Origin of the sequence: Shimia haliotis, from assembly GCF_900114415.1 — a bacterium.
GTDB classification, from domain to species: Bacteria; Pseudomonadota; Alphaproteobacteria; order Rhodobacterales; family Rhodobacteraceae; genus Shimia; species Shimia haliotis.
The window spans coordinates 116,167-138,516 of sequence record NZ_FOSZ01000009.1; the positions used below are offsets into that span (position 1 = coordinate 116,167).

Below are 22,350 nucleotides of genomic sequence, written 5' to 3' on the forward strand. Positions count from 1 at the left end.
ATTTGACACAATTCGCGCCATTTCAGCCGCATTTCGCCCCCAACTTGATACTCAACGAAACACAGACACCGGCAATAACGCAAAACAGGGAAGCTCAAAAATGCCTAAGCGGATTTACAAGGAAGAGATCATGAACAACGCAGCACACACCGGCGGTTCCCTGGCAGACAAAGCGCGCGAGCGTCGCCTTCGCGCCCTGATGGCCAGCAACCGTAACACCTCCAATATCTTCGCCTGAGAGCCACTCCCTTTCCCTCGACAACCGTCTCTCTCCGAAGGTCAGCAGCCCGCACACCCCACGTGCGGGCTGTTTCTTTTTGTCACTTTTTTGGGCGCTTTCGCGCAAATTGCGCGCCAACGACTTCCCCTCAATTCGACAAAAATCCAAGAAACAGGGCAACGTTTTGAGAAGATTCTTACGCCATTGTACCCGCAGGTGGATCGGGCCAACACATTCGGGGTGAGATTATGTCAAAGGTATCGCAATTGCAGTTTAGCGAGGTCGTCCACGTAGACGAAGACGAGCTAACATATCTTTATATCAAAATGGATTACCGACAGGCTGAGCGTCTGATTGTCGACGCGATTAACGCGCTTGCACGCGGATTGGCTGAGGCCGAAGCCGCCTATGCGGAGGACAACGACAAGGCCCTTCTGGCCGCCTGCCGCAAGATCACCAAATCGGCGCAACGTGTCGGGCTCGGCAAACTCGCTGTCGTCGCCCGCGACGTGCGCGTCGCCGTGCATCAACACAATCGCCATGCCGCCCACGCCACTTTGGCCCGGCTGATGCGACTGGGAGAGCCTTCTTTGCGCGAACTCTGGCAGATCAAGGCAATTGGCACCTAGCACGCCTCTCTGAGCGGACTTCCCCCCGCAGCACTTGCAGGCGCCGCCATAGCCTATAGGCTGGCCGCGCATGTCACGCGCAAGGAGGCCGCCAGATGTCCGAAACCCCGATCCTGAATTTTGCCGACGCATCCGACGGCACCGCCGCCCTGCCTTTGCACATAGTTGCCAAGGACGGCTTTGAGGACTGGGCTTCATCGCAAACCGAGGCCGCGCAAAACTGGCTGACAGCAACAGGTTTCAAACCCGTACTTGGGAAAACCGTCCTGATCCCCGATGACACTGGCTGCCCGATCATGGCCGTTGCCGGTTTTGGTTACGCCACCACCCGCGCCCGAGGCCGCTTCCCGCTGGCCGCGATTGCCGCCGCCTTGCCAGCCGGCACATATGTGCTCGCCACCAACCTGCCTTGGGGAGATTTGGAAACGGAATGTCTAGGCTGGCTCCTGTCGCAATATGTCTTTGACAAATATAAGAAAAAATCAGCGCACGGGGCACGCCTGATCTGCCCAGCAGGCATCGATGCCGCCCGAGTCGAAGCCATCGCCGCAGGCGAAGCGCTGACCCGCGACCTGATCAACACACCGGCCTCTGACATGGGACCACAAGATCTGGAGGCGGCGACAGCATCACTCGCCAATACATTTGACGCAACATTGTCTGTGACCACCGGCGACGCGCTGCTGGAACAGAATTTCCCGATGATCCACACCGTTGGTCGCGCCGCCGCGCCGCATCGCGCGCCGCGCCTTTTGGACATGTCTTGGGGCAACGCCGGCCCGACGCTCACACTGGTTGGCAAAGGCGTCTGCTTTGACACCGGCGGCTTGAACCTCAAACCGGGTGGCTCCATGGCTTTGATGAAAAAGGACATGGGCGGATCTGCCACGGTCCTCGGCCTCGCCCATATGATCATGGCTCTGAACCTGCCCCTGCGTCTGCGCGTGCTGATCCCTGCGGTAGAAAACTCCGTAAGCGGTGACGCATTCCGTCCCGGTGACGTGCTCACCTCCCGCGCGGGCTTGACCGTGGAAATCAACAACACCGACGCCGAAGGCCGCCTTGTGCTGGCCGACGCCCTCGCGCTTGGCAGCGAAGACAACCCCGACCTCATGATCTCCATGGCCACCCTCACCGGCGCCGCCCGCGTCGCTGTCGGCCCGGACCTGTCGCCCTACTACACCGACGACACCAACGTCGTGACAGCGCTGGAAACCGCGGCCTCCGATGTCTCCGATCCGGTCTGGCGCATGCCGTTCTGGACGCCTTATGAGAAAATGATCGAACCCGCGATTGCCGATCTCGACAACGCGCCCGCAGGCGGATTTGCCGGCTCCATCACCGCCGCTCTGTTTCTGCGCCGCTTCGCCGAAGGCCAGCGCTACACGCATTTCGACATCTACGGCTGGAACCCTGCGCCGGCCCCCGCCCGCCCCAAAGGCGGCGTCGGCATGGGCGCGCGCGCCATTCTTGAGGCGCTGCCGAAAATGCTGGATTTGTGATGGCTGGTAAACTCGACAGTCGCCTCGCCGCGCGGGTTCAAACCAAAAAGCAAACAGTGATCGCCGCCGCCCATCAGCGCGGCACCATCGACGCCGATACATTTGTGGCTCCTACCCGATACCGCGTGGCGATGGTCGTGACCGATCTTCTGTCCAGCCCGAACGGCACACGTGAAAGACAACTGATCCGCGGCGAGATCATCAACGTGATCCATTCCGAAGACGGCATGGCTTTTGGCTATGCGGAAAAGGACGGCTACACAGGCTGGGTCGACATCGGCGACATCCTCAGCCACCCGCAACAAACCCCGACACACATGGTTTCCGCGGCCCGCAGCTACGCCAAATCGACACCCCACCTCAAGGCCATGGGCGCTGTGACGCCCCTGCCCTTTGGCACGCGCGTGGTGGTCACCGGCACCGACGACAATTGGGCAAGGATCGCATGGGACGGCGGCAAGGCCACCCGCGATCTCTTTGTCCCACTCCAACACCTGCGCCCCATCGACCAGCCCGAAACAGACCCCGCCGCCGTGGCCCAACGCCTGATCGGAACACCTTATCTCTGGGGCGGCAACTCCTCTTTTGGCATCGACTGCTCGGGCCTTGTGCAAGCCGCGCTTCTGGCCTGCGAAATCCCCTGCCCGGGCGACAGCGACCTGCAAGAAGCCGCCTTTCCCGACGCAAGCGGCCCTTACCAGCGCGGAGACCTGCTGTTCTGGAAAGGCCACGTTGCCATGGTCACGGACGCCACCACACTCATTCACGCGAACGCTTTTCACATGGCCGTGGCTTATGAACCTATCGCTGACGCCATCGCCCGCATCGCGACCCAAGGCGACGGTGACGTGACCTCTCACAAACGCCCCAATTACGGAGCCACAACATGAGTGATTTCTTCAAACCCATTTCCGGTATGGAGCTGCCCCGCTTTGCCGGCATGCCCTCTTTCATGCGCCTGCCCAATATGGATTTCGACCATGCCCGCATTGATGACGTGCACATCGGCCTGATCGGCGTGCCATGGGACAGCGGCACCACCAATCGCCCCGGCCCGCGCCACGGCCCGCGCCAATTGCGCGACGCGTCCACCATGATCCGCGCCCAGAACGGCGCCACCCGCGTGCGCCCCTTTGATCTGGTGAACTGCGCCGATCTCGGCGACGTTGGTCCCAACCCCGCCGACATCCCCGACAGCATGGACCGCATCACCGCGTTTTATGATCGCCTGAAACCGCATGGCATAACGCCCCTGACCGCAGGCGGCGACCACCTGACCTCGCTGCCTGTGCTGCGCTCACTCGCCAAAGACGCCCCCGTCGGCATGGTGCATTTCGACAGCCACACCGATCTCTATCACAGCTATTTCGGCGGCACGATGTACACCCACGGCACCCCCTTCCGCCGCGCGGTAGAGGAAGGGCTGCTCGATCCCAAACGCGTCGTACAAATCGGCATCCGTGGCAGCACTTATGACGACGAGGACACCGATTTCGCTGAATCTGTGGGCATCCGCGTGATCCGAATCGAGGAGTTTTTTGCCCGTGGCCTGCAAGACGTCATGGCAGAGGCTCGCGAAATTGTCGGGCAAGAGCCAACCTACGTCAGCTATGACATCGACTTTGTCGATCCGACATTTGCCCCGGGAACCGGCACACCCGAGGTGGGCGGCCCCAACAGTTTTGACGCACTGGAAGTGGTGCGTGCGCTCGACGGGCTCGACATCATCGGCGCCGATCTGGTCGAGGTCAGCCCCCCCTTTGACGCCTCCGGCAACACCGCTTTCCTTGGCGTGTCCATCATGTTCGAATTGCTCTGCGTCATGGCCCGTCACATCGCAAAATGATCTGGCACTCGGGGCGCTGCCCCCGCGCCAGCCAAGCTGTCGCTCCCCCGGGGTATTCTTCGCCAGAAATAGAAGCCACCGCGGCCGTCTTTCTGGCGCCAAATACCCAATTTCTAATGGGTTTTAGTCCACGGAGCGGATCAGCTTACGCTCCAGCACCCTCAAAACCGTGCGCAGATCATGGCCGCGCTTAAGCACCTGCCCATCGATCCCGATCACCGCATAAAGCCCCTGCCGGTTGCGCAGCTTTGGCCGTTTTTCGATCCGGTAAAGCGGGTTTTCCGCTGTGCGCCGGAACACCGAAAACACCGCCACCTCCCGCAAGCTTGAGATGCCATAGTCCCGCCACTCGCCCGCGGCCACCATACGGCCATAGAGCGACAGAATCACCGACAGCTCCGTCCGATGAAAAGACACTTGTTCAGGAGCCTTGAAGGTCGGGCGCATCGGGGTAGGCGGTTGCACAGTCATGCCCCCAAATTCTCCACCTTTTTTAGATAAATCAACCCTGCCCTCATTCTGCCTCATTTAAATCTGCAAATGGCCGCGTGGGGATCGCTTTTTTGCCAAAGCAAAAGGGCATCTTATCCTCATAGCGAAACTAAAACGCTACCTCCGGCGGCGCGGCGTTATTGCCCCCACCCAGTCTGTGCTGCCGGAGGCACTTTGGTTTCGCCAGAAGAACCGCCCGCTGAGGGCGGTTTTTTTGTGCGCCCACGGCCGCCGCCCTCACGCAAAGCTGCCCTGACAGAACCAGCCCGCCGACATGGTTCCGCCATGGGCAAAGTAAAGCCACAGCTTCTCGCCGCTCGCGCAGCTCACCCGCCAGTAATCGCGCACCCCGCTGCGCCAGTCCGGCTCATCCAGCCACCACTCCGGCGCGATGCGCTCCGGTCCCGCTGCACCTGTCGCCACCATATCCCGCCCGCGCCAGCGGAACCGTTCCGGCAAACGCGGTGTATCCGGCGCCATCACCGGTTCGGGTCGCCACATCAACAACGGCCGCGCCACCATGGGCTTCGGCCAATCCTCCCGCCACGGCTCCGACCATGCCGCGTGCTGGGTCTGTGCTGCTTTCTCGGGGATATGGCTCGCCCCGGGGTGCCGCCGTGTGATCTGCTCCAACCCGATCCGCGCGCCAATCCGCCCCACCAGATCATCAATCACATGGGCGTCCGACACGCGCCGCGCGGCCGCCTGCCGCGCCTCCAGATGGCCGGCTGTGTGCCGCGCATGCAGGGTCTCCAGCCGCAAGACCTCAAGGCGCAGCATGTCGATGCCAAAGCCCGCGTCGATGTCATCGAGCTTCATCCGCAACAAAGGCCGCAGCCGATCCGGATCATCGCTCGCCCGCGCCAGCCCGACCTCGATCCCCTGCATGGTCTGATCGGTGCGAAACACCTGTAGGCGCACCACACGCGCGCCCTTGCCCTTCTTGCGCAACCGCTCACACAGCGGCGGCAGCAACCGGTCAATCGCCGCCCAGACGTCGTCCTCAAGCCCGATCGGTTCGGGCAATGTCATGCGCACCGCAAACGTCGGCTCCACCGCCGCTGGGCTCACCGGTTCCGGCGCGCTGCCCAGCGCCTGATCAAGCCGCAGCACCAATCCCTTGCCAAACCGCCGCGCCAGCGCCGCGCGCGGCTGTCCGGTCAGATCTCCGATCCTGCGCAGCCCCAATCGCGCCAACTCTGCCTGCGTGTCCCCTTCCAGCCGCAACCCCGCCACCGGCAAATCCGCCAAGGCCGAATGCGTCTGCCCCGCAGGCGCAATCCGGCCCACATCCGCAATCCCCGCCGCCACCAGTGGCGGCGTGCCGCCCCGCGTCCAATGCCGCCGCTTCACCGCGCGCGACCGTGTCGCCCGCGCCTCTTGTTGAATGTCATCCCCACTGCGATGCACCATCGCACCGGGCTGCGATGCAAACCGCGCCAGCGCCCAGGCCGCGCCCAAAGTGTCGGCCACCCCCGCACGCACCGTCAGTCCCAGATCGCCACAGTCCTGCGCCACCTGCGTCAAAAGCCCCTGCTCACCCCCAAACAGATGCGTACAGCCCGTCAGATCAATCACCAAACCATCCGGCGGCGCCTCCGCCACCCATGGCGAAAACTTCCCTGCCCAGCGTCGCAACACCTTCAGAAACGCCGCCTCCGCCTGCGGGTTCTGCAACCGCGCAATAAGCTGCGGACAGACCGCCTGCGCATCGCGAAGAGGCTGATCCAACGTCAGCCCCTCAGCCTCAGCCTGTGCATTCATTGAGGAAATCACCTGCATCTGGCCGGTGTCGCGCAACACCGCCAAAGGCGCGTCAAACGTGCCCCGCTCCATCCGGAGCAGGCGTTCGGCCCCCAGTCTGGGAAACCACAACGACAGGATGCGACGGTTCGGCATAGGCAGCACACAGAACAGAATCGTGATGTTTGTTCTTTTTATGTTCTCATAATTTTTGCTTGATTCCCAGACCCGCTTTGCGCTGCTGTGACATCAAGCTTCACAAAAAGGAAAATCCATGCGCCGCACACTCCTGATCGCCGCCCTTCTGACCGCCACGCCGCTTTTGGCACACGACGGCGTCAAAGACCCACAGGTCATGGCCCGCATGGATGGCATGGCCGCCATCGGTGCCGCCACCAAGACGCTTGGCGATATGGCCAAAGGGCAAACCCCCTTGCATCAGGCCAAAGCCCGCATGGCACGTGACACCATCGTCACGCAGGCGGGCAAAATCTCCACGTTGTTTGAACCCGAGGCCAGCGATCCGAAATCCGAAGCCCTGCCCAACATCTGGACAGACTGGGCGGATTTCACCGCCAAAGGCGAGGCGCTCAAGGCGGCTGCAAAAGGACTCGATTTCACCGATCAGGCCGCGCTCGCGGCCTCAATGCGCACCTTGGGCGGCAGTTGCGCCGCCTGCCACAAGGTCTATCGCAAATAGGTTTGTCGGCGCCGCGCCGCCCCACGGCAACGCGTCGCCAACCGCGTTTAACCGCAGCGTACGGCGATGATCTTGCCGTCTTCATCGTGAATCACATTCAGCCGGTTTTCATGGAAATCCATCGTCGCCGGAGAGCCGTCCTGCATCACCCGCACCATCTCCGGCACGGTCACGCCCTCAAGCGCAGATTTGTCCTGCCCCACGAGAAACTGAAACGTTTCCGGCTGGCAAATCTCGCTGCCGACCACTTCGGCCGCCTCTTCTTCGCCGCCCATACAGCCTGCAACCGCCATCACCGACGCCAATGCCGCGCCCCAAATCTTAATGCTCATACCTACAACTCCTTGAACACATTAATAGTTGTCGCAAACCGACCTTAATCCTTCGCCCCCTTACCGGAGCATCTGGCATCAGTCTGCCATCTTCTGCATACAAGGTTGCAAAGACCGCGTGTTTCAACCACGCTTCACAAAACACTCGGAGGATAGGCGAAATGATGCGCACTCGTGCCGCCGTGGCTCTCGAAGCCGGCAAACCACTCGAAATCATGGAAGTGAACCTGGAAGGCCCGAAAAAGGGCGAGGTTCTTGTGGAAATCAAGGCCACAGGCCTGTGCCACACTGACGAATTCACCCGTTCGGGCGCCGACCCCGAAGGACTGTTCCCCTCAATTCTGGGCCACGAAGGCGCAGGCGTTGTCATGGAAGTGGGCGAAGGCGTCACCACGCTGAAACCGGGCGATCACGTGATCCCGCTTTACACACCGGAATGCCGCGAATGCCACGCCTGCCTCTCGGGCAAAACCAACCTCTGCACGGCGATCCGAGGCACACAGGGCCAAGGTCTCATGCCTGACGGCACATCCCGCTTTTCCATGCTCGATGGCACGCCGATCTATCACTACATGGGTTGCTCGACCTTCGCGAACCACACGGTTCTGCCGGAAATCGCGCTGGCCAAGGTCCGCGACGACGCGCCTTTTGACAAAATCTGCTACATCGGCTGCGGCGTCACAACCGGCATCGGCGCGGTGATCAACACCGCGGGCGTCGAAATCGGCTCCACAGCCGCGGTCTTCGGCCTCGGTGGCATTGGCCTCAACGTGATCCAAGGCCTGCGCATGGCGGGTGCTGACAAAATCATCGGCGTTGATTTGAACGACGACAAAGAAGAGATGGCGCGCAAATTCGGCATGACCGATTTTGTAAACCCGTCCAAGCTCGGCGATCAGTCCGTCACCGAAGCCATTATTGAGCTGACCAAAACCGAAAAAGACGCGTTTGGCGGCGTGGACTATTCCTTTGACGCCACCGGCAACGTGAACGTCATGCGCGACGCGCTGGAATGCAGCCACCGTGGATGGGGCGTCAGCGTCATCATCGGCGTGGCCCCTGCAGGTGCCGAAATCTCCACCCGCCCGTTCCAGTTGGTCACAGGTCGCGTCTGGAAAGGCACAGCCTTCGGCGGCGCCAAAGGCCGCACCGACGTGCCGCAGTTTGTCGACTGGTACATGGACGGCAAAATCGAGATCGACGAGATGATCACCCACAAGCTGACGCTGGACCAGATCAACGAAGGCTTTGATCTGATGCACGCAGGCAAATCGATCCGGGCTGTGGTTGAATTCTGACCAACCCGGCCCAAAACCAATCGTAGGGTGCGCGGTCTCCGCGCACCTTTTTCTTTACCCGATCACCGGACAACCCAACGTGCGCTGTAGCGCTGCCACCAACTCGTCCACCGTCTCCGTGGTGACAAACAATCCACCGGTCTGCTCTGCCAAACAACTTGCCACGGTGGTGCCACCCAACGGGTCCTGCTCCGGGTTGTTCCAGGCAAAGAAATCCACCTCTGCCCTGAACCCGATGACATGCACCACCAAGTCCCGCGCAGTGGCCCGAAACTCGCGCGCCATTTCGCAGGGGCGCCCGCCGCAGGTCTCATTGCCATCGGTCACAAGCACCACCACGCCCGGACTGTTGCGATAATCCATCACCTCTGCCGCCTGCCGCACTGCGTCGGTCAACGGCGTCAGCCCGTCCGGTTGCAACCCGTCGATCGCCGCGATCACCGGCCCCGCCGAAGCCTCTTTTGGCCCAAAGCGTAGATCAAGGTTGGAGCACGCCCCCTTCGGGCCCGGCCCGTAAATCATCAACCCCACTCGCCTGTAAGGCTCAATATCCGGCATCGCACGGCGGATCGCCTCGCGCGCTTCCTTGATGCGGGTGTTGGGACCGGTTTCAAAGCTGATTTCCGCCATCGAAGTCGAGCCATCAAACACCAGCATCGCATCTGTTGCACAGGCACCGATCTGCGCCACAGGTGCATCCGCACTTGCCACGAGCGCCGCCACGAAACATCCGGTTGTCAAAATACGCGTCATATTGAAACTCTGCCCCGTTGTCCGTTTCTTGGCCAATCACAAGACAGACATCGTGCCCCGCGTAGCGCTTAAGGGCAGCGCCCACAGTCACGACAAAAACAAAGCGTCAAGGATTGGGACATCCCCACCCGTGCGAAAAAAGACTAACTGTCCTTCACACCGTACCGCGCCATGAACATCTCCACAGCGCCGTCCACCACACGGTCAATTTCCGCTTGGGAAAACTCGGTCTGCACGCCGGTCACCAACCGCAGAAACAGCCCCGCCTTGCACAATTCCGGAAACTGATCCGCCGCCAAGGCACGGTCCGGAACAACAATCTCGCCCCGTGCTTCGGCAACCTCAAGAAACTCGCACATGCGATCAATCAGGATCTTCGGTCCGGTTTCAAAAAACTGCCGCCCCAACTCGGGAAAGCGCTCGCCTTCCGCGACACAGACCCGAAACATGTTCCAGCCGAATTCGCTGAGAACAATCTCCATCAGGCCACGACCAACCACGCCCAGAACCTCTTGGACGGATTGCTCCACATCCACAGCAGCCTCAAGCGTTTCCGCCTGTAGCTGACACTCAACCCGCGCGACCTCCATGAACAGGATACGCTTGTCGGGAAAGTAACTGTAGAGAGTGGCTTTGGACACGCCCGCACGTCGGGCGATGTCATCCACGCCGATGCTTTCAAACCCATGCGCCATGAACAATTCCCGCGCGCTCTCCAGCACCTGATCGTACTTGCGGCCTTTGCGAATGATCGGAGAGCTTTCGTTCATAATCCTGGGGCAACCTCGGCAAACAAAACGTTTGTCGAATATAAACTGACCAGTTCAGTTTCAGCAAGCGCCGATGCCTCAACTGGCGACCCGCTCCGGCATCCGCCTCTCTTTGCGGGCATTTTGCCAACAAAAAGCCAAGGTAGCGTTTGCCCCCGCTGTCGGGCGTGCTACGCAGAGACCATGTTGCCGATCTTTCTGAAGACATTGCCGTTTTTTGCCATCATCGCGCTGGGCTATTGGGCCGGACGTACGCGATTTTTTTCGGCAGAGGCCACAGCCTATCTGACCAAGTTCGTGTTCTTTTTTGCCCTCTCCGCCATGCTCTTCCGATTTGCCGCGAACCTCAGCCTCGCCGAAGTCATCAACTGGCGCCTGATGGGGGGCTATCTCTGGGGCTGTGCTGTGGTCTATGGCCTCGCCACGATCGTCGCATTTCTGCGCAAACAGGACGTCGCCACCGCCGCCGTCGAGGCGCAATGCGCGGTCATCGGCAACACCGGATTTCTGGGCGTGCCGATGCTGACTCTTCTGATGGGCCCCGCCGCCATCGGACCGGTGATGCAGCTTTTGGCCGTTGATCTGATCGTTTTCTCAAGCCTAATCGTGATCCTGATCACCGGAAGTCGCGACGGGCGCATGTCGCTCAGCATCCTGCGAACCGTGGCCGGCGGCCTGATCCGCAATCCGATGATCGTTGCGATCTCACTAGGTTTTATCTGGTCCGCGCTGGAAATCCCGATCCCCGATCCGATGAACGAGTTCCTCGCCATTCTTGGCGGTGCCGCCACACCGGGCGCTTTGTTTGCCATCGGCGCCTCACTTGCCACCAAATCCGCAGAGCGTATCAGCGTCGCGGCATGGCTTAGCTTTTGCAAACTCGTCCTGCACCCGCTCGCAGTCGCCATCGCCGTTCTCTGGCTCTTTCCGATCGACCCCTATTCTGCCGCAGTGGTGATCGCCGCCGCATCGCTGCCGGTGGCTGGCAATGTCTACATGCTGGCCCAACACTACGGCGTCGCGCCACACCGCGCATCCGCCGCAATCCTCGTTTCCACCGCTTTCAGCATCGGAACTGTCTCGGCTGTGATTGCATGGGTCATGCAACTCTGACATCGTGGCCGTGATCCATTCCGATCAAGGAGAACACCATGGAAATCATCTCGGAAAACCGCGCCTTTGGCGGCACGCAAGGCGTCTATAGCCATCGCTCACATTCGACTCATTGCGAGATGACCTTTGGTCTGTTTCTGCCCGAAGAAGCGCAACACACACCCGTTCCCGTGCTTTGGTATCTTTCCGGCCTGACCTGCACCCATGAAAACGCGATGGTCAAAGCCGGCGCACAGCAATGGGCCGCCGAACAAGGCATCGCGCTTGTTTTCCCTGACACCTCGCCCCGTGGCGATGACGTGGCCGATGATGACGCCTACGACCTTGGCAAAGGCGCCGGTTTCTATGTGAACGCCACGCAAAAACCATGGGCTCCGCATTTCCGTATGTGGGACTACATCGCCGAAGACCTGCCCTCGATGCTGCAGGAAGAGTTCGCGCTGGACATGTCCCGCCAATCGATCATGGGCCATTCCATGGGTGGGCACGGGGCGCTGACCTTGGCCATGGGCCTGCCGGGCCGCTACAAATCCGTGTCGGCTTTTGCCCCGATCACAAACCCGACCGCGTCGGACTGGGGGCGCAAACAGCTGTCGGCCTATCTGGGCGATGACGAAGCAACATGGGCCGCGCATGACGCCACCGTGATGATGCGCGACAAAGGCTTTGACGGCCCTCTGCTGGTAGACACCGGCACCAATGACCAGTTCATCGACCTGCTGAAACCAGAAGCCCTCGCCGCCGCCGTGGCCGAGCGCCGCCAAGAAGGCATCCTGCGCCTGCAAAAGGGCTATGACCACAGCTACTTCTTCGTCTCGACCTTCATGGAAGAACACATCGCCTTCCACGCCGAAGCTCTCTACGCGGATTGATCCAATGGCCATCTATGTCGACGCCGATGCCTGTCCGGTAAAAGCCGAGGTCGAGCGCGTCGGCACCCGCCACAAGGTTCATATATTCGTGGTATCCAACGGCGGCCTGCGCCCGTCGCAAAACCCGTTGGTGGAAAACGTCATCGTACCCGAAGGCCCCGACGTGGCCGATATGTGGATCGCCGATCGCGCCGCCAAAGGCGACGTCGTCATCACCGGCGACATCCCGTTGGCCGCCAAATGCGTCGAGGCTGGCGCACGGGTTCTCAAACACAACGGCGAGGCCCTGACCGCAGCCAACATTGGCAACGTACTGGCGACCCGCGATCTGATGGCCGACCTAAGGGCCGCCGACCCCTTCCGCCAAGGCGGCGGCAAAGGCTTCACCAAGGCCGACCGCAGCCGGTTTCTGGATGCGTTGGAGCGTGAACTCAGAGCCGCGGCGCGGGGCTGAGGGCACACTCAATCATTTCGAAACAAATTCTGATCCATGTCGCTTTCGCTCTAGACACTTGCCGCAAATCACCGCCCAAGTGAACAGATGTTCAGCCGCATCCCCTTAGGGCCCCTCTCCGCGCTCATTGCCGTGTTTTTCTTCTCGCTCAATGACGCCGCGATCAAATTTCTGTCGGGCGACTATGCCCTGCACCTGATCGTACTCTTCCGCTCCCTGATTGGCCTCTCAATACTGCTGGTGGTCATCGTACCGTTTCAGGGCGGCCTCTCGGTTCTGCGCACCAATCGGCTTGGCATGCACCTTCTGCGCGGCCTCTGCGTGGTCGCTGCCAATACCACGTTCTTTTTGGGCCTCGCAGTGCTTCCGCTGGCTGACGCGATGGCAATCTTCTTCGTTTCCCCGCTCCTGATCACCGCCTTCTCAGCCCTTCTCCTCGGCGAACACATCGGCCCACGCCGTCTGGCCGCGGTCAGCGTCGGCCTTGTGGGCGTTCTGATCATGATCCGTCCAGGGGCCGATGGCTTTAACGTAGCCCTGCTCTTCCCCTTCGCCGCCGCCTTTGCCTATGCCATGCTGCACGTTCTCACCCGCAAAATCGGCGCCACCGAAAGCGCGGCAACCATGTCCGTCTACATCCAGATCGTCTTTGTGGTGGTGTCATCCATTGTGGGTCTCACCCTCGGTCATGGCACCTATGAGGGCACCGGCCCCGAGATTTTCGACTTCCTGCTGCGCGCATGGCATTGGCCTGCCGCAAGTGACTACTGGATTCTCGTGCTTCTGGGGGTGGCCTCTGCCATGGGCGGCTTTTTCATCTCCCAAGCCTACCGCATTTCCGAAGCCAGCCTGATTGCCCCGCTGGAGTATGCCGCCATGCCCATGGGCGTTGCCTTTGGCGTGGTGATCTTTGGTGAATGGCCGTCAACAACCACTTGGGTCGGCATGGTGTTGATCATCGGCTCCGGCCTGTTTGTTTTCTGGCGTGAGGCCGGAACCCCCGCAGACACCGGCCCCGACCGCCCTCGCACCCGTCGCTGAGACCAAGGCGTTTGCAAACGCCTTGGTCTCAGCGATTTCCAAATTGCTTTCCCATACCGAAAGCGCAGTCTAAGGTCTGCACCAAAAGACAGCTCATAGGGCCACCACAATGACCGATATCCAAGCCGTTATCTTTGACATCGGCAACGTGCTGATCGAATGGCAACCGGAAAACTTCTATGACCGCACTGTCGGAGAAGCCCGCCGCCGCGCCTTCTTTGCCGACACCGACATCCACAGCCACCACGCCGAAATCGACGCCGGCGCCTCCCTGCCTGGGATGATCGAAACCCTGATCCCGCGCTATCCGGAATACGAGCGCGAATTGCGCATGTGGAACGACAACTGGAACGATCTGGCCTCCCCCGTCATTCCCCACAGCGTGCGCCTCTTGCATGCTCTCAAGGCCAAAGGCACAACGCTTTTCACTCTCACCAACTTCGGACACGACAACTTCCCGCTCAGCCAGACCGTCTATCCCTTCCTGACGCTCTTTGACCGCGAATATGTCTCCGGCCGCCTCAAGATGATCAAACCCGATCCCGCCATCTATGCCCATGTAGAAGCAGATTGCGGCCTTGCGCCCGGAACCCTGCTTTTTGCCGATGACCGCCCCGAAAACATCGCCGCTGCCTCCGCCCGCGGCTGGAAAACCCACCTCTTTGAGACCCCACAAGGCTGGGCCGACCGCCTTGTTGCCGAAGGCCTGCTGACCAAGGAAGACGCCAAATGAGCACCATCATCAACTTTGCCGAAGGCGAAAAAAACCTCGACTGGATCGGCCTGACCGACGCCCTCGCTGCGGGCCACCAACTGCCCAAGGCCGAAATTGCCGACGCATTCCTTTACCGCGGCAAAGACACGCTCCTGCAACGTCAGGCATGGATCGACGGTCTGGGAATTGCTGTGAAATCCGCCACCGTCTTTCCCGAAAATCCGGCGCAGGATGTGCCGATGATCCACGGCGCGGTTACGCTCTTTGACGATGCCCACGGTATCCTCGCCGCGCTCTTGGACTTCCACCTTGTGACCAAATGGAAAACCGCTGGCGACAGCCTTCTGGCAGCCCGCCGCCTCGCCCGACCAGACAGCTCCAACATCTTGATCGTCGGTGCTGGCACCGTCGGGCGCAACCTTCACGCCGCCTATTCCGCTGTCTTTCCTGATGCCAAATTTACCATCTGGAACCGCACACAGGCCAATGCCGAAAAAATGGCCGCCGAGTTTGACAACATGGCCGTGGCCACAGATCTCGAAACCGCTGTGGGCGAGGCCGACATCGTAACCTCTGCCACCATGTCGACGGAACCAACTCTGCGCGGCGACTGGCTGCAACCGGGTCAACACGTCGATCTGATTGGTGCCTACCGTCCCGACATGCGCGAAATTGACGACGTGGCCCTGCAACGGGCACGGGTCTTTGTCGACAGCTTCGACACCACGATTGACCACATTGGAGAGCTGAAAATCCCGCTCGCCTCCGGCGCCATCAAACGCGAGGACATCATCGCGGACTACTACGATCTGAACGCCTTCAAGCGCACCACAAACGACGAGATCACCCTGTTCAAAAACGGCGGGGGCGCGCATCTCGACCTGATGACCAGCCGCTACATTCTCGATCAGTTTCAAGCCCCGTAGGGCCGCGCACTGTTGCGCAACACCGCGCGTTAAGAAAGACGCCGGCGATAAAGTCACACCGCCGCAATACCGACGCGATACCGACGTTTTACCAACGTCACATCGCCTGCCAATCCGGCTGTTAATTTCCCCTCAGGCTGTCGCGGCCTGACGGGGCTCTTTGATCGGCAAATGCACAATCGCACTGAACGCCCCGACGCCGACACCGATCCACCAGACCATCGTATAGTCGCCATAAGCGTCATACATCCGCCCCCCAAGCCACACGCCCAGAAAGCTGCCAAGTTGGTGGGAAAAGAACACGATGCCATAAAGCGTGCCCATGTATCGCAGCCCGTACAAATGCGCGACAAGACCAGAGGTCAGCGGCACTGTTGCCAGCCACAAAGAGCCCATGACAATCGAGAACACCACCACGCTCATCGGCGTGATCGGCATCATGATGAACACCGCCGCGGCAATGGTGCGCCCCGTGTAAATACCTGCCAACAAATACTTTTTGCTGAAATGCTTGCCAGCCCAACCGGCCAGCAACGTGCCCCCGATATTTGATAGACCAATCAGAGAAATCGCCACCGCACCCAAGGCAGACGTCGAACTGATCCCCAGCCCGTCCAGCATCCCGCCCGGCATGATCGGCCCGCACATTTCGGTGATCATCGCCGGAAAATGCGCGGTCACAAAGGCCAGTTGATAACCACAGCTGAAAAATCCCAGGAAAATCAAAGTGTAAGACGGGTCGCGAAAGGCCTTCATCAGGATCGCCCCCATGCTCTCCTGCAACTCCACCTTGCTGGCTACGGGGGCCCGCATCATCGGCAACAACAACAGGGTCGACAGGATCGCCACCGCAAACAGAACAAAGGTTTGCTGCCATGTCATAAACGTCAAAAGCCACTCGGCGGTTGGTGCGCCAAAGACTTGTCCCGCCGATCCGGCCGCCGTGGCAATCGCCAGTGACATCGACCGGTTTTCATCCGAGCTGGCCCGCCCCACAACCGCAAGGATCACACCAAAGCCCGTGCCTGCGATGCCAAATCCCACAAGGATTTCAAGCATCTGGTGCTGCTCTGGCGTCACCGCAAAACTCGACAACACCAATCCCGCCGCATAGGTCAACGCGCCAAGAACAATCGCCTTGCGATCCCCGATCTTTTCCGCAATCGCCCCGAAAATCGGCTGACCAATGCCCCACGCGAGGTTCTGAATCGCGATTGCCAGCGAAAACTCCGCGCGCAGCCATCCGAATTCTTCGGCGATCGGGATCTGGAACACCCCGAAACTGGCGCGGATCGAGAACCCGACCATAATAATGACACAGCCCACAATCAGAACCGGAGTGAACAACGGTGTTTTGGGCTGCATGACATGTCTCCTCTTCGCGTCCGCGCACCCTGCCGCGCTGTGCGCCACCGGTCAATTCAGCATTTGTTAACCCACACATCACACAGTCTTAAGCGAAACCTGTGGTCCCTTTCCCTTGCCGCTTTCTTGCTCTACTTGGGTTTTATGACGACCCTGCCCGAAATTTATTCCGCCCGTATAGCCGACGGCGACTTGCACCACGACGACGCTCAGGAAGCGGTGTTGCCGCAGTTCGAGCGTATCCGTGCCGAGCTGGAAAAGCCGGTGAAGAAAAGCTGGTTCCGCAAAGCCACACCAGACCCTGTTCAGGGGCTCTATCTCTGGGGCGGTGTCGGGCGCGGAAAATCCATGCTGATGGATTTGTTCGTCGACAGCCTCGATGTGCCCGTGCGCCGCGTGCATTTCCACGCCTTCATGCAGGAAATCCACGAGGCCATGCACAAGGCACGGCAACAGGGCGTCGAGGATGCGATTGCGCCTGTCGCCAAGGCGGTATCGGACTCGGTCCGTGTGCTTGCTTTTGATGAAATGCAAATCACCGACATCACCGACGCCATGATCGTTGGCCGTCTGTTTGAACAGCTTTTTGCCGCCGGCACAGTGGTTGTCACCACCTCAAACCGTGTGCCCGACGACCTCTATAAACATGGTCTCAACCGTCAACTTTTTCTTCCCTTTATTGGTCTTATCAAAGAAAAGATGCGCGTCTGGGAACTGGTCAGCCCAACCGACTACCGCCAGAACCGCCTTGCCGGCTCACCGGTCTATTTCGTGCAGGCCGGCACCGAGGCCCGCGACCAGATCAATGCAATCTGGACCGACCTCACCGGCGGCGCGGCGGACCCACTGATGCTCACGGTCAAGGGCCGTCAGGTCGAAATCCCACGGTTCCGCAACGGCGTTGGACGCGCGACGTTTTATGATCTGTGCGGCAAAATGCTTGGCCCCGGAGATTATCTCGCAATCTCCGAAGCCCTCAAGGTTCTGGTGCTCGAAGACGTCCCGACACTGAGTCGCAATAACTTCAACGAAGCCAAACGCTTCGTCACCCTGATCGACGCTCTTTACGAAGCCAAAGTCCGGCTGATCTGCTCAGCCGCGGCCCAACCGGAAATGCTCTATCTAGAGGGCGAAGGCACCTTCGAATTTGAACGCACGGCCTCGCGCTTGCGTGAAATGCAAGATGCTGGCTGGGGCAAAGACGCCTAAGGCAATAACTCAAAACGCAACTCAAACACCCTCTTGCTGACAGGCAAGGGCGCCAACTCGGCGTGACCATCTATTGTAAGGAAAATGGCAGGGGCACCAGGGCTCGAACCCGGGACCTACGGTTTTGGAGACCGTCGCTCTACCAACTGAGCTATACCCCTAACGTGCGGATTGTCCTAAGCCACCGATGCGGGAGAGGCAAGAGGGAAATCGAGCATTTTCGCACCGCTCTGGCCATAGGCAGGTCTGCGCGATAAGACAGGGCCGAACCGAACAAGAGATCGCCCCTGTGAGCCTGAAATCTTTCCGTAAGAAAATCGCCGACAGCGAACGCGTCAACCAAGCCGTAGAAGGGCTTCTGGCAGGCTACGTCCGCTTCGCCTATCGCACATCCCGCTGGACCCGCACCGGATGCGAAGACATGGATGCTTGCGTCGCTCGCGGCGAGCCGGTGATTTTTGTGGTGTGGCATCAGCGCCTTATCATGGCGCCATATATGTTCAACGCGCCCGAAGGCGCCCGAATCTGCGCGCTGACCTCCGCTGCCCGCGCAGGGCGGCTGGCCGGTCAGATTCTTGTCAGACTGGGGTGGGAAACCATCCCGATGTCGAGCCACAAACGCCACGTGACCCTGTCACGAGAAGTCCTCAAACGCATCAAAGAGGGTTGCTCCATCGGCATCGCAGCCGACGGCCCCCGCGGCCCGGCCCGTGTCAGCTCTACAGTTCCAATTGTTTGGGCCCGCTCCTCCGGCGCGCGGGTCTTTACCGTGGCCTTCGCCCAAAAGCGGGTGTTGCGCCTGCCAACTTGGGACAAGCAGATGTTGCCGCTGCCATTCACGCGCGGCACCATCACCTGTCAGGAATGGACCGACGACGTCCCCCGCAAACCCAGCGACGAACAAGTGGAGACCCTGCGCCTAAGCGTTCAGGATGCGCTTGATCACATCACCGACACTGCGGATGCCGAACTCGGAAAACCGAGCGAAAACTATCGCTTACAGGCAGATCATTCGTCCATGGCCGAATAACGGACACGCATTTGCACCGCCTGCACATATTGCGCCGCGCCCACCAAAGACTTCAGAAACCTCTTTAGTTGCGATCTAGGCAAATCCGCGGCCATGGCCTCATCAAACCGCGTTTCGGCCGCCACGTAGTCGCCTTCCCCCACCAGAACAAGAGATTCATAAAACATCAGGAACGCAGCATCGGGATATTCGGCCAAAGCCGCATCAACTGCGGGTCGCGCCTGCTCGAATTGTTCCTGCTCCAGCAGAATACGCAAGAGCAGACTGTGATCGAAATAGTCCTGATCCTGGTTCTCAAACACCTTCGCCAACAAATCCAGCGCCTCAGATGCCCTGTCCGCATTCCACAGGAAACGCGCCTGCCAATAAATCAAATAGGGATCGTACCCGACAACTCCCACGGCCTCTTCCAAAGTCGACAAGGCGTCTGCGCCACGTCCCATCTCAGCCTCCGCGCGCGCGACACGAACATAGCCTTCGCTGCTTTCGGGCATTAGTGCAATCACACGTTTCCCGTCTTTCAGAGATTGCGCAGGACGGTCCAAATACAACAAAGCAAGTGACCGGCGGGACAGGGCCCAAGGATGGTCCGGATCAACCTGCAAGGCACGATTGAGCGCGTGCAACGCGGCATCCCACCCCTCGTCTTCGGTATGCACATAGCCAATGCCATAAAGTGCGTTGAAATCGTCAGGATTGAGCGTCAACGCCTCTTCAAACGCAGACAAAGCGTCATCATAGCGTCCTTCTTCTTCCAGCACCCACCCTTTTTGACGGATCGCCCATGCATATTCAGGATCAATTGCCAAAGCGGCATCCAGATAGCCGATCGTCTCGTCCAGAGAGATCTCCCCAAGTTCGTACAAGCTGGCTCCAAGTCCGGCGAGGGTGTCCTCTTCCGGCGCGACAGCAAGGGCTTTCTTGAACCAATCCGCCGCGACCTCATATCCTTCGCGGCCATAGGCCATCCAAGCCAGCCCGGCCAACCCCTGAGCCGCCGATGGATCCAGCGCATAAATGTCTTCAAACACAGCCTGCGCTTTGGCATCGTCCCCGACCCCTTCGTGGGCCCAAGCCAGCGAATCCATCATTTCGAGCCGATCTGCAAGCGTCGCACCGTTGCTCTCCAACGCCCTCGAGCAAATGTCGATCAACCGTTCTGCTGTGTCAGAGTAGTCGATACAAACGCTCTCATAGGTCTCCTCGCTGCTTGTCAAAAGAGGTTTGGCCTGAAGCGGATGCGCGATTGAAAGTACGGCAATCAAGGTAATTTCGGAAAAATTCATATGTACTATCAGCTTTTGGGATCGCGAACTGCAAACACCCTACTCAAATAGCCTCAGATGAAAAGTCAGGGTTTCGATCATCTCCGATGTTTCAGGCGCAGGACCTTTGGTCCGCCCAAAGATGGAAAACCGCGCCGTTTCGGGCGCGGCTCCACTGCCTTGGCTCAAGCCTGTTGGCGTGTTGCAGCAATCACCACGTCGCGAATGTTCACCCCTTGCGGCTGGCCATACATAAAGGCCGCAGTGCGGGCGATGTCGTCTGCAACCAGAACACCCCCCATCGACTCTTTCCACGCGTCATAACCCGCAACGATGTCCTTGTCTGTTGTGTGGCTCAGCAACTCGGTTTCAACCGCACCCGGGCAAATGGTCATGACCCGCACACCGCTGTCCGCCACCTCTTCCCGAAGGTTTTCGCTGATCGACGACACCGCGAACTTGGTGCCCACATAGGCGGCGTGGTTGGGAAATGATTTCTTCCCCGCTACAGACGAGATATTGATGATTGTTCCGGTCTCACGCGCCTTCATGTCGCCCAGCACAATCTGCATTCCTGTCAACAACGCCATAACGTTGACGTCAAACATCCGCTTCCATTCCATCGGATCCTGTGTGTCTATTTGCCCCAACAGCATCACACCGGCATTGTTCACCAAACAGTCAACAGGCCCAAAACGGGCTTCCGCCTCTTTGATGGCAGCCGCGAATGCAGCACTATCGGTCACGTCAACTTCGCGACACATCGCGTTAGGCAGGTTTAGCGCCTCAATGTTTTCAAGACGTCGTGCCACCAACAACAGCGCATGGCCCGCCTCCGAAAAACGCCGCGCGATGGCTGCACCGATACCTGAACTTGCGCCGGTGACAACAACTAGCGGCTTGATTGCGTTCGTCATGTGGATGTCCTTCCATATACCAAAGTCTTGGCTTCTATATGTGGAACACCCCCGACGACGGGAATGTCGAAAGCTACGGAAAACTTGCGCATTTCTGCGCCAATCCTACATCTAGCAGGAACGACAAAATCAAAATGTGATAAATCCTCCCACCGACGCAGGTTCCAAATGGACGTAATCGACAGCGTGAAAACCACCTACGGCTTTGGCTCCGGAGCTGGATTTGTTGAAACCTTCAACCCGGCGGTTCGGTTTTTCTGGTCAACACAACCGGTCGCGCGGGCACCGCTGATCTACAAAGCGGGGCTCGTCATCATCTTACAGGGTAGCAAGGTCGGCTATCTGGAAGATCGGGTTTTTCACTATGACAGGGACCAATATCTCGCGCTCAGCGTGCCGATCCCGTTTGACTGCGCAACCACCGCCTCCGAAGCCGATCCGCTTTTGGGCCTGTTTATTGATCTGGACCTGACCGAGGTGAATGACCTTGCGCGGGTTCTGCCTCTGGAAACCGCTCCGACAAAATCCTTCACGCAAATCGGGGTCGAACCGGCACCCGTCGGCACGGAAATGCACCAAAGCATCGCGCGCTTGCTGCAAACCCTGACGTCACGCCCCGCAAGCCTCGCAATTGGCAAAGGCTTGGTGCGCGAAATCACCTTTCATGCGCTTCAGGGGCCGCATGGTCTCGCTCTGCGCAGCATGACGCAGACCGACAGTCACCACGACAAAATCAGCCGCAGCATCGCCCGCATCCGCGAAAACTATACCGAAGACCTGACCGTAGAGGATCTGGCACGCGACGCCGCCATGAGCACCTCCGTTTTTCATCGGGCGTTCAAGGACATCACCGGATCATCACCGCATCAATATCTCAAAACCACGCGGCTTCATCGCGCCAAGGGGCTAATTGTGTCCCATGGTTTCCCCGTTGGCGAAGCCGCCCGAAGGGTCGGTTATGACAACCCCGCCCACTTTAGTCGGGAGTTCAAAAAACTGTTCAACGTCAGCCCCAAAGCGGCCCAGATGGCAGGCTATCAGGAAATCGACATCTAAGCCTGATCTCTCCGCCCAAAGCAAAAGAGCCGCCCCTTGGGGCGGCTCTTTCGTATTTCAACCGTCTTGGCTTTCGGGCGCTTTCAAGCTGGCTTGAAAGCC

The 22,350-nt window shown here is 59.6% G+C and carries 24 protein-coding genes and 1 tRNA gene; 16 read left to right on the forward strand and 9 right to left on the reverse strand.

Going from position 1 to position 22,350, the window contains the following annotated elements; all coding sequences use genetic code 11:
• Positions 1-100 precede the first annotated feature (100 nt).
• The 5 genes from BM069_RS19880 (at position 101) to speB (ending at position 4,197) form a co-directional block, all read left to right on the forward strand.
• On the forward strand, positions 101-238 hold the full coding sequence (locus tag BM069_RS19880; RefSeq protein ID WP_165929062.1) for a hypothetical protein: 138 nt from the start codon (positions 101-103) through the stop codon (positions 236-238).
• Between the two features lie 230 nt (positions 239-468).
• Positions 469-849 carry a hypothetical protein gene (locus BM069_RS17505; protein WP_093325623.1) on the forward strand — a complete coding sequence of 127 codons (381 nt, stop codon included), beginning with the start codon at positions 469-471 and terminating at the stop codon, positions 847-849.
• A gap of 95 nt (positions 850-944) precedes the next feature.
• A complete protein-coding gene (locus BM069_RS17510) occupies positions 945-2,351 on the forward strand; it encodes a leucyl aminopeptidase family protein (protein ID WP_093325625.1) in 1,407 nt (468 codons plus the stop codon).
• The gene (locus tag BM069_RS17515) at positions 2,351-3,241 is read left to right on the forward strand and encodes a C40 family peptidase (RefSeq protein ID WP_093325626.1); all 891 of its coding nucleotides are present in this window, start codon (positions 2,351-2,353) and stop codon (positions 3,239-3,241) included. Before BM069_RS17510 ends, BM069_RS17515 begins: the two co-directional genes overlap by 1 nt.
• A complete protein-coding gene (gene speB, locus BM069_RS17520; protein WP_093325628.1) occupies positions 3,238-4,197 on the forward strand; it encodes an agmatinase in 960 nt (319 codons plus the stop codon). The genes BM069_RS17515 and speB overlap by 4 nt, the downstream gene beginning before the upstream one ends.
• 123 nt (positions 4,198-4,320) lie before the next feature.
• On the opposite strand, the gene BM069_RS17525 is transcribed toward speB, so the two are convergent.
• Both BM069_RS17525 and BM069_RS17530 read right to left on the reverse strand, forming a co-directional pair.
• Positions 4,321-4,668: a DUF2794 domain-containing protein gene (locus BM069_RS17525; RefSeq protein ID WP_093325630.1), complete on the reverse strand. Its 348-nt coding sequence runs from the start codon at positions 4,666-4,668 to the stop codon at positions 4,321-4,323.
• A gap of 258 nt (positions 4,669-4,926) precedes the next feature.
• On the reverse strand, positions 4,927-6,588 hold the full coding sequence (locus BM069_RS17530; protein WP_093325667.1) for a DUF6504 family protein: 1,662 nt from the start codon (positions 6,586-6,588) through the stop codon (positions 4,927-4,929).
• A 118-nt stretch (positions 6,589-6,706) separates the two neighbouring features.
• Between BM069_RS17530 and BM069_RS17535 the strand changes: the two genes are divergently transcribed.
• On the forward strand, positions 6,707-7,132 hold the full coding sequence (locus BM069_RS17535) for a c-type cytochrome (RefSeq protein WP_093325631.1): 426 nt from the start codon (positions 6,707-6,709) through the stop codon (positions 7,130-7,132).
• 47 nt (positions 7,133-7,179) lie between these two features.
• Here BM069_RS17535 and BM069_RS17540 read toward each other — a convergent pair whose 3' ends face one another.
• The gene (locus BM069_RS17540; protein ID WP_093325633.1) at positions 7,180-7,464 is read right to left on the reverse strand and encodes an I78 family peptidase inhibitor; all 285 of its coding nucleotides are present in this window, start codon (positions 7,462-7,464) and stop codon (positions 7,180-7,182) included.
• A gap of 161 nt (positions 7,465-7,625) precedes the next feature.
• Here BM069_RS17540 and BM069_RS17545 point away from each other — a divergent pair, with 161 nt between their 5' ends.
• Positions 7,626-8,762 (forward strand): S-(hydroxymethyl)glutathione dehydrogenase/class III alcohol dehydrogenase, encoded by a 1,137-nt coding sequence (locus tag BM069_RS17545; protein ID WP_425288693.1) that lies wholly within the window; start codon positions 7,626-7,628, stop codon positions 8,760-8,762.
• Between the two features lie 54 nt (positions 8,763-8,816).
• On the opposite strand, the gene BM069_RS17550 is transcribed toward BM069_RS17545, so the two are convergent.
• Positions 8,817-9,515 carry a vWA domain-containing protein gene (locus tag BM069_RS17550; RefSeq protein WP_244503657.1) on the reverse strand — a complete coding sequence of 233 codons (699 nt, stop codon included), beginning with the start codon at positions 9,513-9,515 and terminating at the stop codon, positions 8,817-8,819.
• Positions 9,516-9,658: 143 nt separating this feature from the next.
• A complete protein-coding gene (locus tag BM069_RS17555; RefSeq protein ID WP_093325634.1) occupies positions 9,659-10,285 on the reverse strand; it encodes a TetR/AcrR family transcriptional regulator in 627 nt (208 codons plus the stop codon).
• Between the two features lie 183 nt (positions 10,286-10,468).
• On the opposite strand from BM069_RS17555, the gene BM069_RS17560 reads away from it, so the two are divergent.
• From BM069_RS17560 to BM069_RS17585, 6 genes are all read left to right on the forward strand, one after another.
• Positions 10,469-11,398 (forward strand): AEC family transporter, encoded by a 930-nt coding sequence (locus BM069_RS17560; RefSeq protein WP_093325635.1) that lies wholly within the window; start codon positions 10,469-10,471, stop codon positions 11,396-11,398.
• A 38-nt stretch (positions 11,399-11,436) separates the two neighbouring features.
• Complete coding sequence (gene fghA, locus BM069_RS17565) at positions 11,437-12,270, forward strand: S-formylglutathione hydrolase (protein ID WP_093325637.1); 834 nt, start codon at positions 11,437-11,439, stop codon at positions 12,268-12,270.
• Positions 12,271-12,274: 4 nt separating this feature from the next.
• Positions 12,275-12,724 carry a YaiI/YqxD family protein gene (locus BM069_RS17570; protein ID WP_093325638.1) on the forward strand — a complete coding sequence of 150 codons (450 nt, stop codon included), beginning with the start codon at positions 12,275-12,277 and terminating at the stop codon, positions 12,722-12,724.
• An 87-nt stretch (positions 12,725-12,811) separates the two neighbouring features.
• Positions 12,812-13,765 (forward strand): DMT family transporter, encoded by a 954-nt coding sequence (locus tag BM069_RS17575; protein ID WP_093325639.1) that lies wholly within the window; start codon positions 12,812-12,814, stop codon positions 13,763-13,765.
• 109 nt (positions 13,766-13,874) lie between these two features.
• Positions 13,875-14,498 carry an HAD family hydrolase gene (locus BM069_RS17580; protein WP_093325641.1) on the forward strand — a complete coding sequence of 208 codons (624 nt, stop codon included), beginning with the start codon at positions 13,875-13,877 and terminating at the stop codon, positions 14,496-14,498.
• A complete protein-coding gene (locus tag BM069_RS17585; RefSeq protein ID WP_093325642.1) occupies positions 14,495-15,406 on the forward strand; it encodes an ornithine cyclodeaminase family protein in 912 nt (303 codons plus the stop codon). The genes BM069_RS17580 and BM069_RS17585 overlap by 4 nt, the downstream gene beginning before the upstream one ends.
• Before the next feature lie 132 nt (positions 15,407-15,538).
• On the opposite strand, the gene BM069_RS17590 is transcribed toward BM069_RS17585, so the two are convergent.
• A complete protein-coding gene (locus BM069_RS17590; RefSeq protein WP_093325643.1) occupies positions 15,539-16,771 on the reverse strand; it encodes an MFS transporter in 1,233 nt (410 codons plus the stop codon).
• A gap of 144 nt (positions 16,772-16,915) precedes the next feature.
• On the opposite strand from BM069_RS17590, the gene zapE reads away from it, so the two are divergent.
• Positions 16,916-17,980, forward strand: a complete 1,065-nt coding sequence (gene zapE, locus BM069_RS17595) for a cell division protein ZapE (RefSeq protein WP_093325645.1) — start codon at positions 16,916-16,918, stop codon at positions 17,978-17,980.
• 85 nt (positions 17,981-18,065) lie between these two features.
• Here zapE and BM069_RS17600 read toward each other — a convergent pair.
• Positions 18,066-18,141 (reverse strand) — tRNA-Trp (locus BM069_RS17600).
• A 128-nt stretch (positions 18,142-18,269) separates the two neighbouring features.
• Here BM069_RS17600 and BM069_RS17605 point away from each other — a divergent pair.
• Positions 18,270-19,010, forward strand: coding sequence for a lysophospholipid acyltransferase family protein (locus tag BM069_RS17605; protein WP_244503658.1), 741 nt, complete (start codon positions 18,270-18,272; stop codon positions 19,008-19,010).
• Here the strand turns inward: BM069_RS17605 and BM069_RS17610 are convergent.
• Both BM069_RS17610 and BM069_RS17615 read right to left on the reverse strand, forming a co-directional pair.
• Positions 18,989-20,296, reverse strand: a complete 1,308-nt coding sequence (locus tag BM069_RS17610) for a tetratricopeptide repeat protein (protein WP_093325648.1) — start codon at positions 20,294-20,296, stop codon at positions 18,989-18,991. The two genes, BM069_RS17605 and BM069_RS17610, sit on opposite strands and share 22 nt — an antisense overlap.
• A 164-nt stretch (positions 20,297-20,460) precedes the next feature.
• A complete protein-coding gene (locus BM069_RS17615; RefSeq protein ID WP_093325649.1) occupies positions 20,461-21,192 on the reverse strand; it encodes an SDR family oxidoreductase in 732 nt (243 codons plus the stop codon).
• A 168-nt stretch (positions 21,193-21,360) separates the two neighbouring features.
• Between BM069_RS17615 and BM069_RS17620 the strand changes: the two genes are divergently transcribed.
• Positions 21,361-22,248 (forward strand): AraC family transcriptional regulator, encoded by an 888-nt coding sequence (locus tag BM069_RS17620; RefSeq protein WP_170846783.1) that lies wholly within the window; start codon positions 21,361-21,363, stop codon positions 22,246-22,248.
• The last annotated feature ends 102 nt before the right edge of the window (positions 22,249-22,350 follow it).

What these genes read in the sequence shown, in the direction of transcription:
- BM069_RS17570 (WP_093325638.1), top strand. Translation starts at nt 12,275, where the DNA reads ATGGCCATCTATGTCGACGCCGATGCCTGTCCGGTAAAAGCCGAGGTC.
- BM069_RS17580 (WP_093325641.1), top strand. Translation starts at nt 13,875, where the DNA reads ATGACCGATATCCAAGCCGTTATCTTTGACATCGGCAACGTGCTGATC.
- zapE (WP_093325645.1), top strand. Translation starts at nt 16,916, where the DNA reads ATGACGACCCTGCCCGAAATTTATTCCGCCCGTATAGCCGACGGCGAC.
- BM069_RS17590 (WP_093325643.1), bottom strand. Translation starts at nt 16,771, where the DNA reads ATGCAGCCCAAAACACCGTTGTTCACTCCGGTTCTGATTGTGGGCTGT.
- BM069_RS17540 (WP_093325633.1), bottom strand. Translation starts at nt 7,464, where the DNA reads ATGAGCATTAAGATTTGGGGCGCGGCATTGGCGTCGGTGATGGCGGTT.
- BM069_RS17615 (WP_093325649.1), bottom strand. Translation starts at nt 21,192, where the DNA reads ATGACGAACGCAATCAAGCCGCTAGTTGTTGTCACCGGCGCAAGTTCA.
- BM069_RS17585 (WP_093325642.1), top strand. Translation starts at nt 14,495, where the DNA reads ATGAGCACCATCATCAACTTTGCCGAAGGCGAAAAAAACCTCGACTGG.
- BM069_RS17525 (WP_093325630.1), bottom strand. Translation starts at nt 4,668, where the DNA reads ATGACTGTGCAACCGCCTACCCCGATGCGCCCGACCTTCAAGGCTCCT.
- BM069_RS17510 (WP_093325625.1), top strand. Translation starts at nt 945, where the DNA reads ATGTCCGAAACCCCGATCCTGAATTTTGCCGACGCATCCGACGGCACC.
- BM069_RS17505 (WP_093325623.1), top strand. Translation starts at nt 469, where the DNA reads ATGTCAAAGGTATCGCAATTGCAGTTTAGCGAGGTCGTCCACGTAGAC.
- BM069_RS17550 (WP_244503657.1), bottom strand. Translation starts at nt 9,515, where the DNA reads ATGACGCGTATTTTGACAACCGGATGTTTCGTGGCGGCGCTCGTGGCA.
- BM069_RS17610 (WP_093325648.1), bottom strand. Translation starts at nt 20,296, where the DNA reads ATGAATTTTTCCGAAATTACCTTGATTGCCGTACTTTCAATCGCGCAT.
- fghA (WP_093325637.1), top strand. Translation starts at nt 11,437, where the DNA reads ATGGAAATCATCTCGGAAAACCGCGCCTTTGGCGGCACGCAAGGCGTC.
- BM069_RS17530 (WP_093325667.1), bottom strand. Translation starts at nt 6,588, where the DNA reads ATGCCGAACCGTCGCATCCTGTCGTTGTGGTTTCCCAGACTGGGGGCC.
- BM069_RS17620 (WP_170846783.1), top strand. Translation starts at nt 21,361, where the DNA reads ATGGACGTAATCGACAGCGTGAAAACCACCTACGGCTTTGGCTCCGGA.
- BM069_RS17555 (WP_093325634.1), bottom strand. Translation starts at nt 10,285, where the DNA reads ATGAACGAAAGCTCTCCGATCATTCGCAAAGGCCGCAAGTACGATCAG.
- BM069_RS17515 (WP_093325626.1), top strand. Translation starts at nt 2,351, where the DNA reads ATGGCTGGTAAACTCGACAGTCGCCTCGCCGCGCGGGTTCAAACCAAA.
- BM069_RS17575 (WP_093325639.1), top strand. Translation starts at nt 12,812, where the DNA reads ATGTTCAGCCGCATCCCCTTAGGGCCCCTCTCCGCGCTCATTGCCGTG.
- BM069_RS17535 (WP_093325631.1), top strand. Translation starts at nt 6,707, where the DNA reads ATGCGCCGCACACTCCTGATCGCCGCCCTTCTGACCGCCACGCCGCTT.
- BM069_RS19880 (WP_165929062.1), top strand. Translation starts at nt 101, where the DNA reads ATGCCTAAGCGGATTTACAAGGAAGAGATCATGAACAACGCAGCACAC.
- BM069_RS17560 (WP_093325635.1), top strand. Translation starts at nt 10,469, where the DNA reads ATGTTGCCGATCTTTCTGAAGACATTGCCGTTTTTTGCCATCATCGCG.
- BM069_RS17545 (WP_425288693.1), top strand. Translation starts at nt 7,626, where the DNA reads ATGATGCGCACTCGTGCCGCCGTGGCTCTCGAAGCCGGCAAACCACTC.
- speB (WP_093325628.1), top strand. Translation starts at nt 3,238, where the DNA reads ATGAGTGATTTCTTCAAACCCATTTCCGGTATGGAGCTGCCCCGCTTT.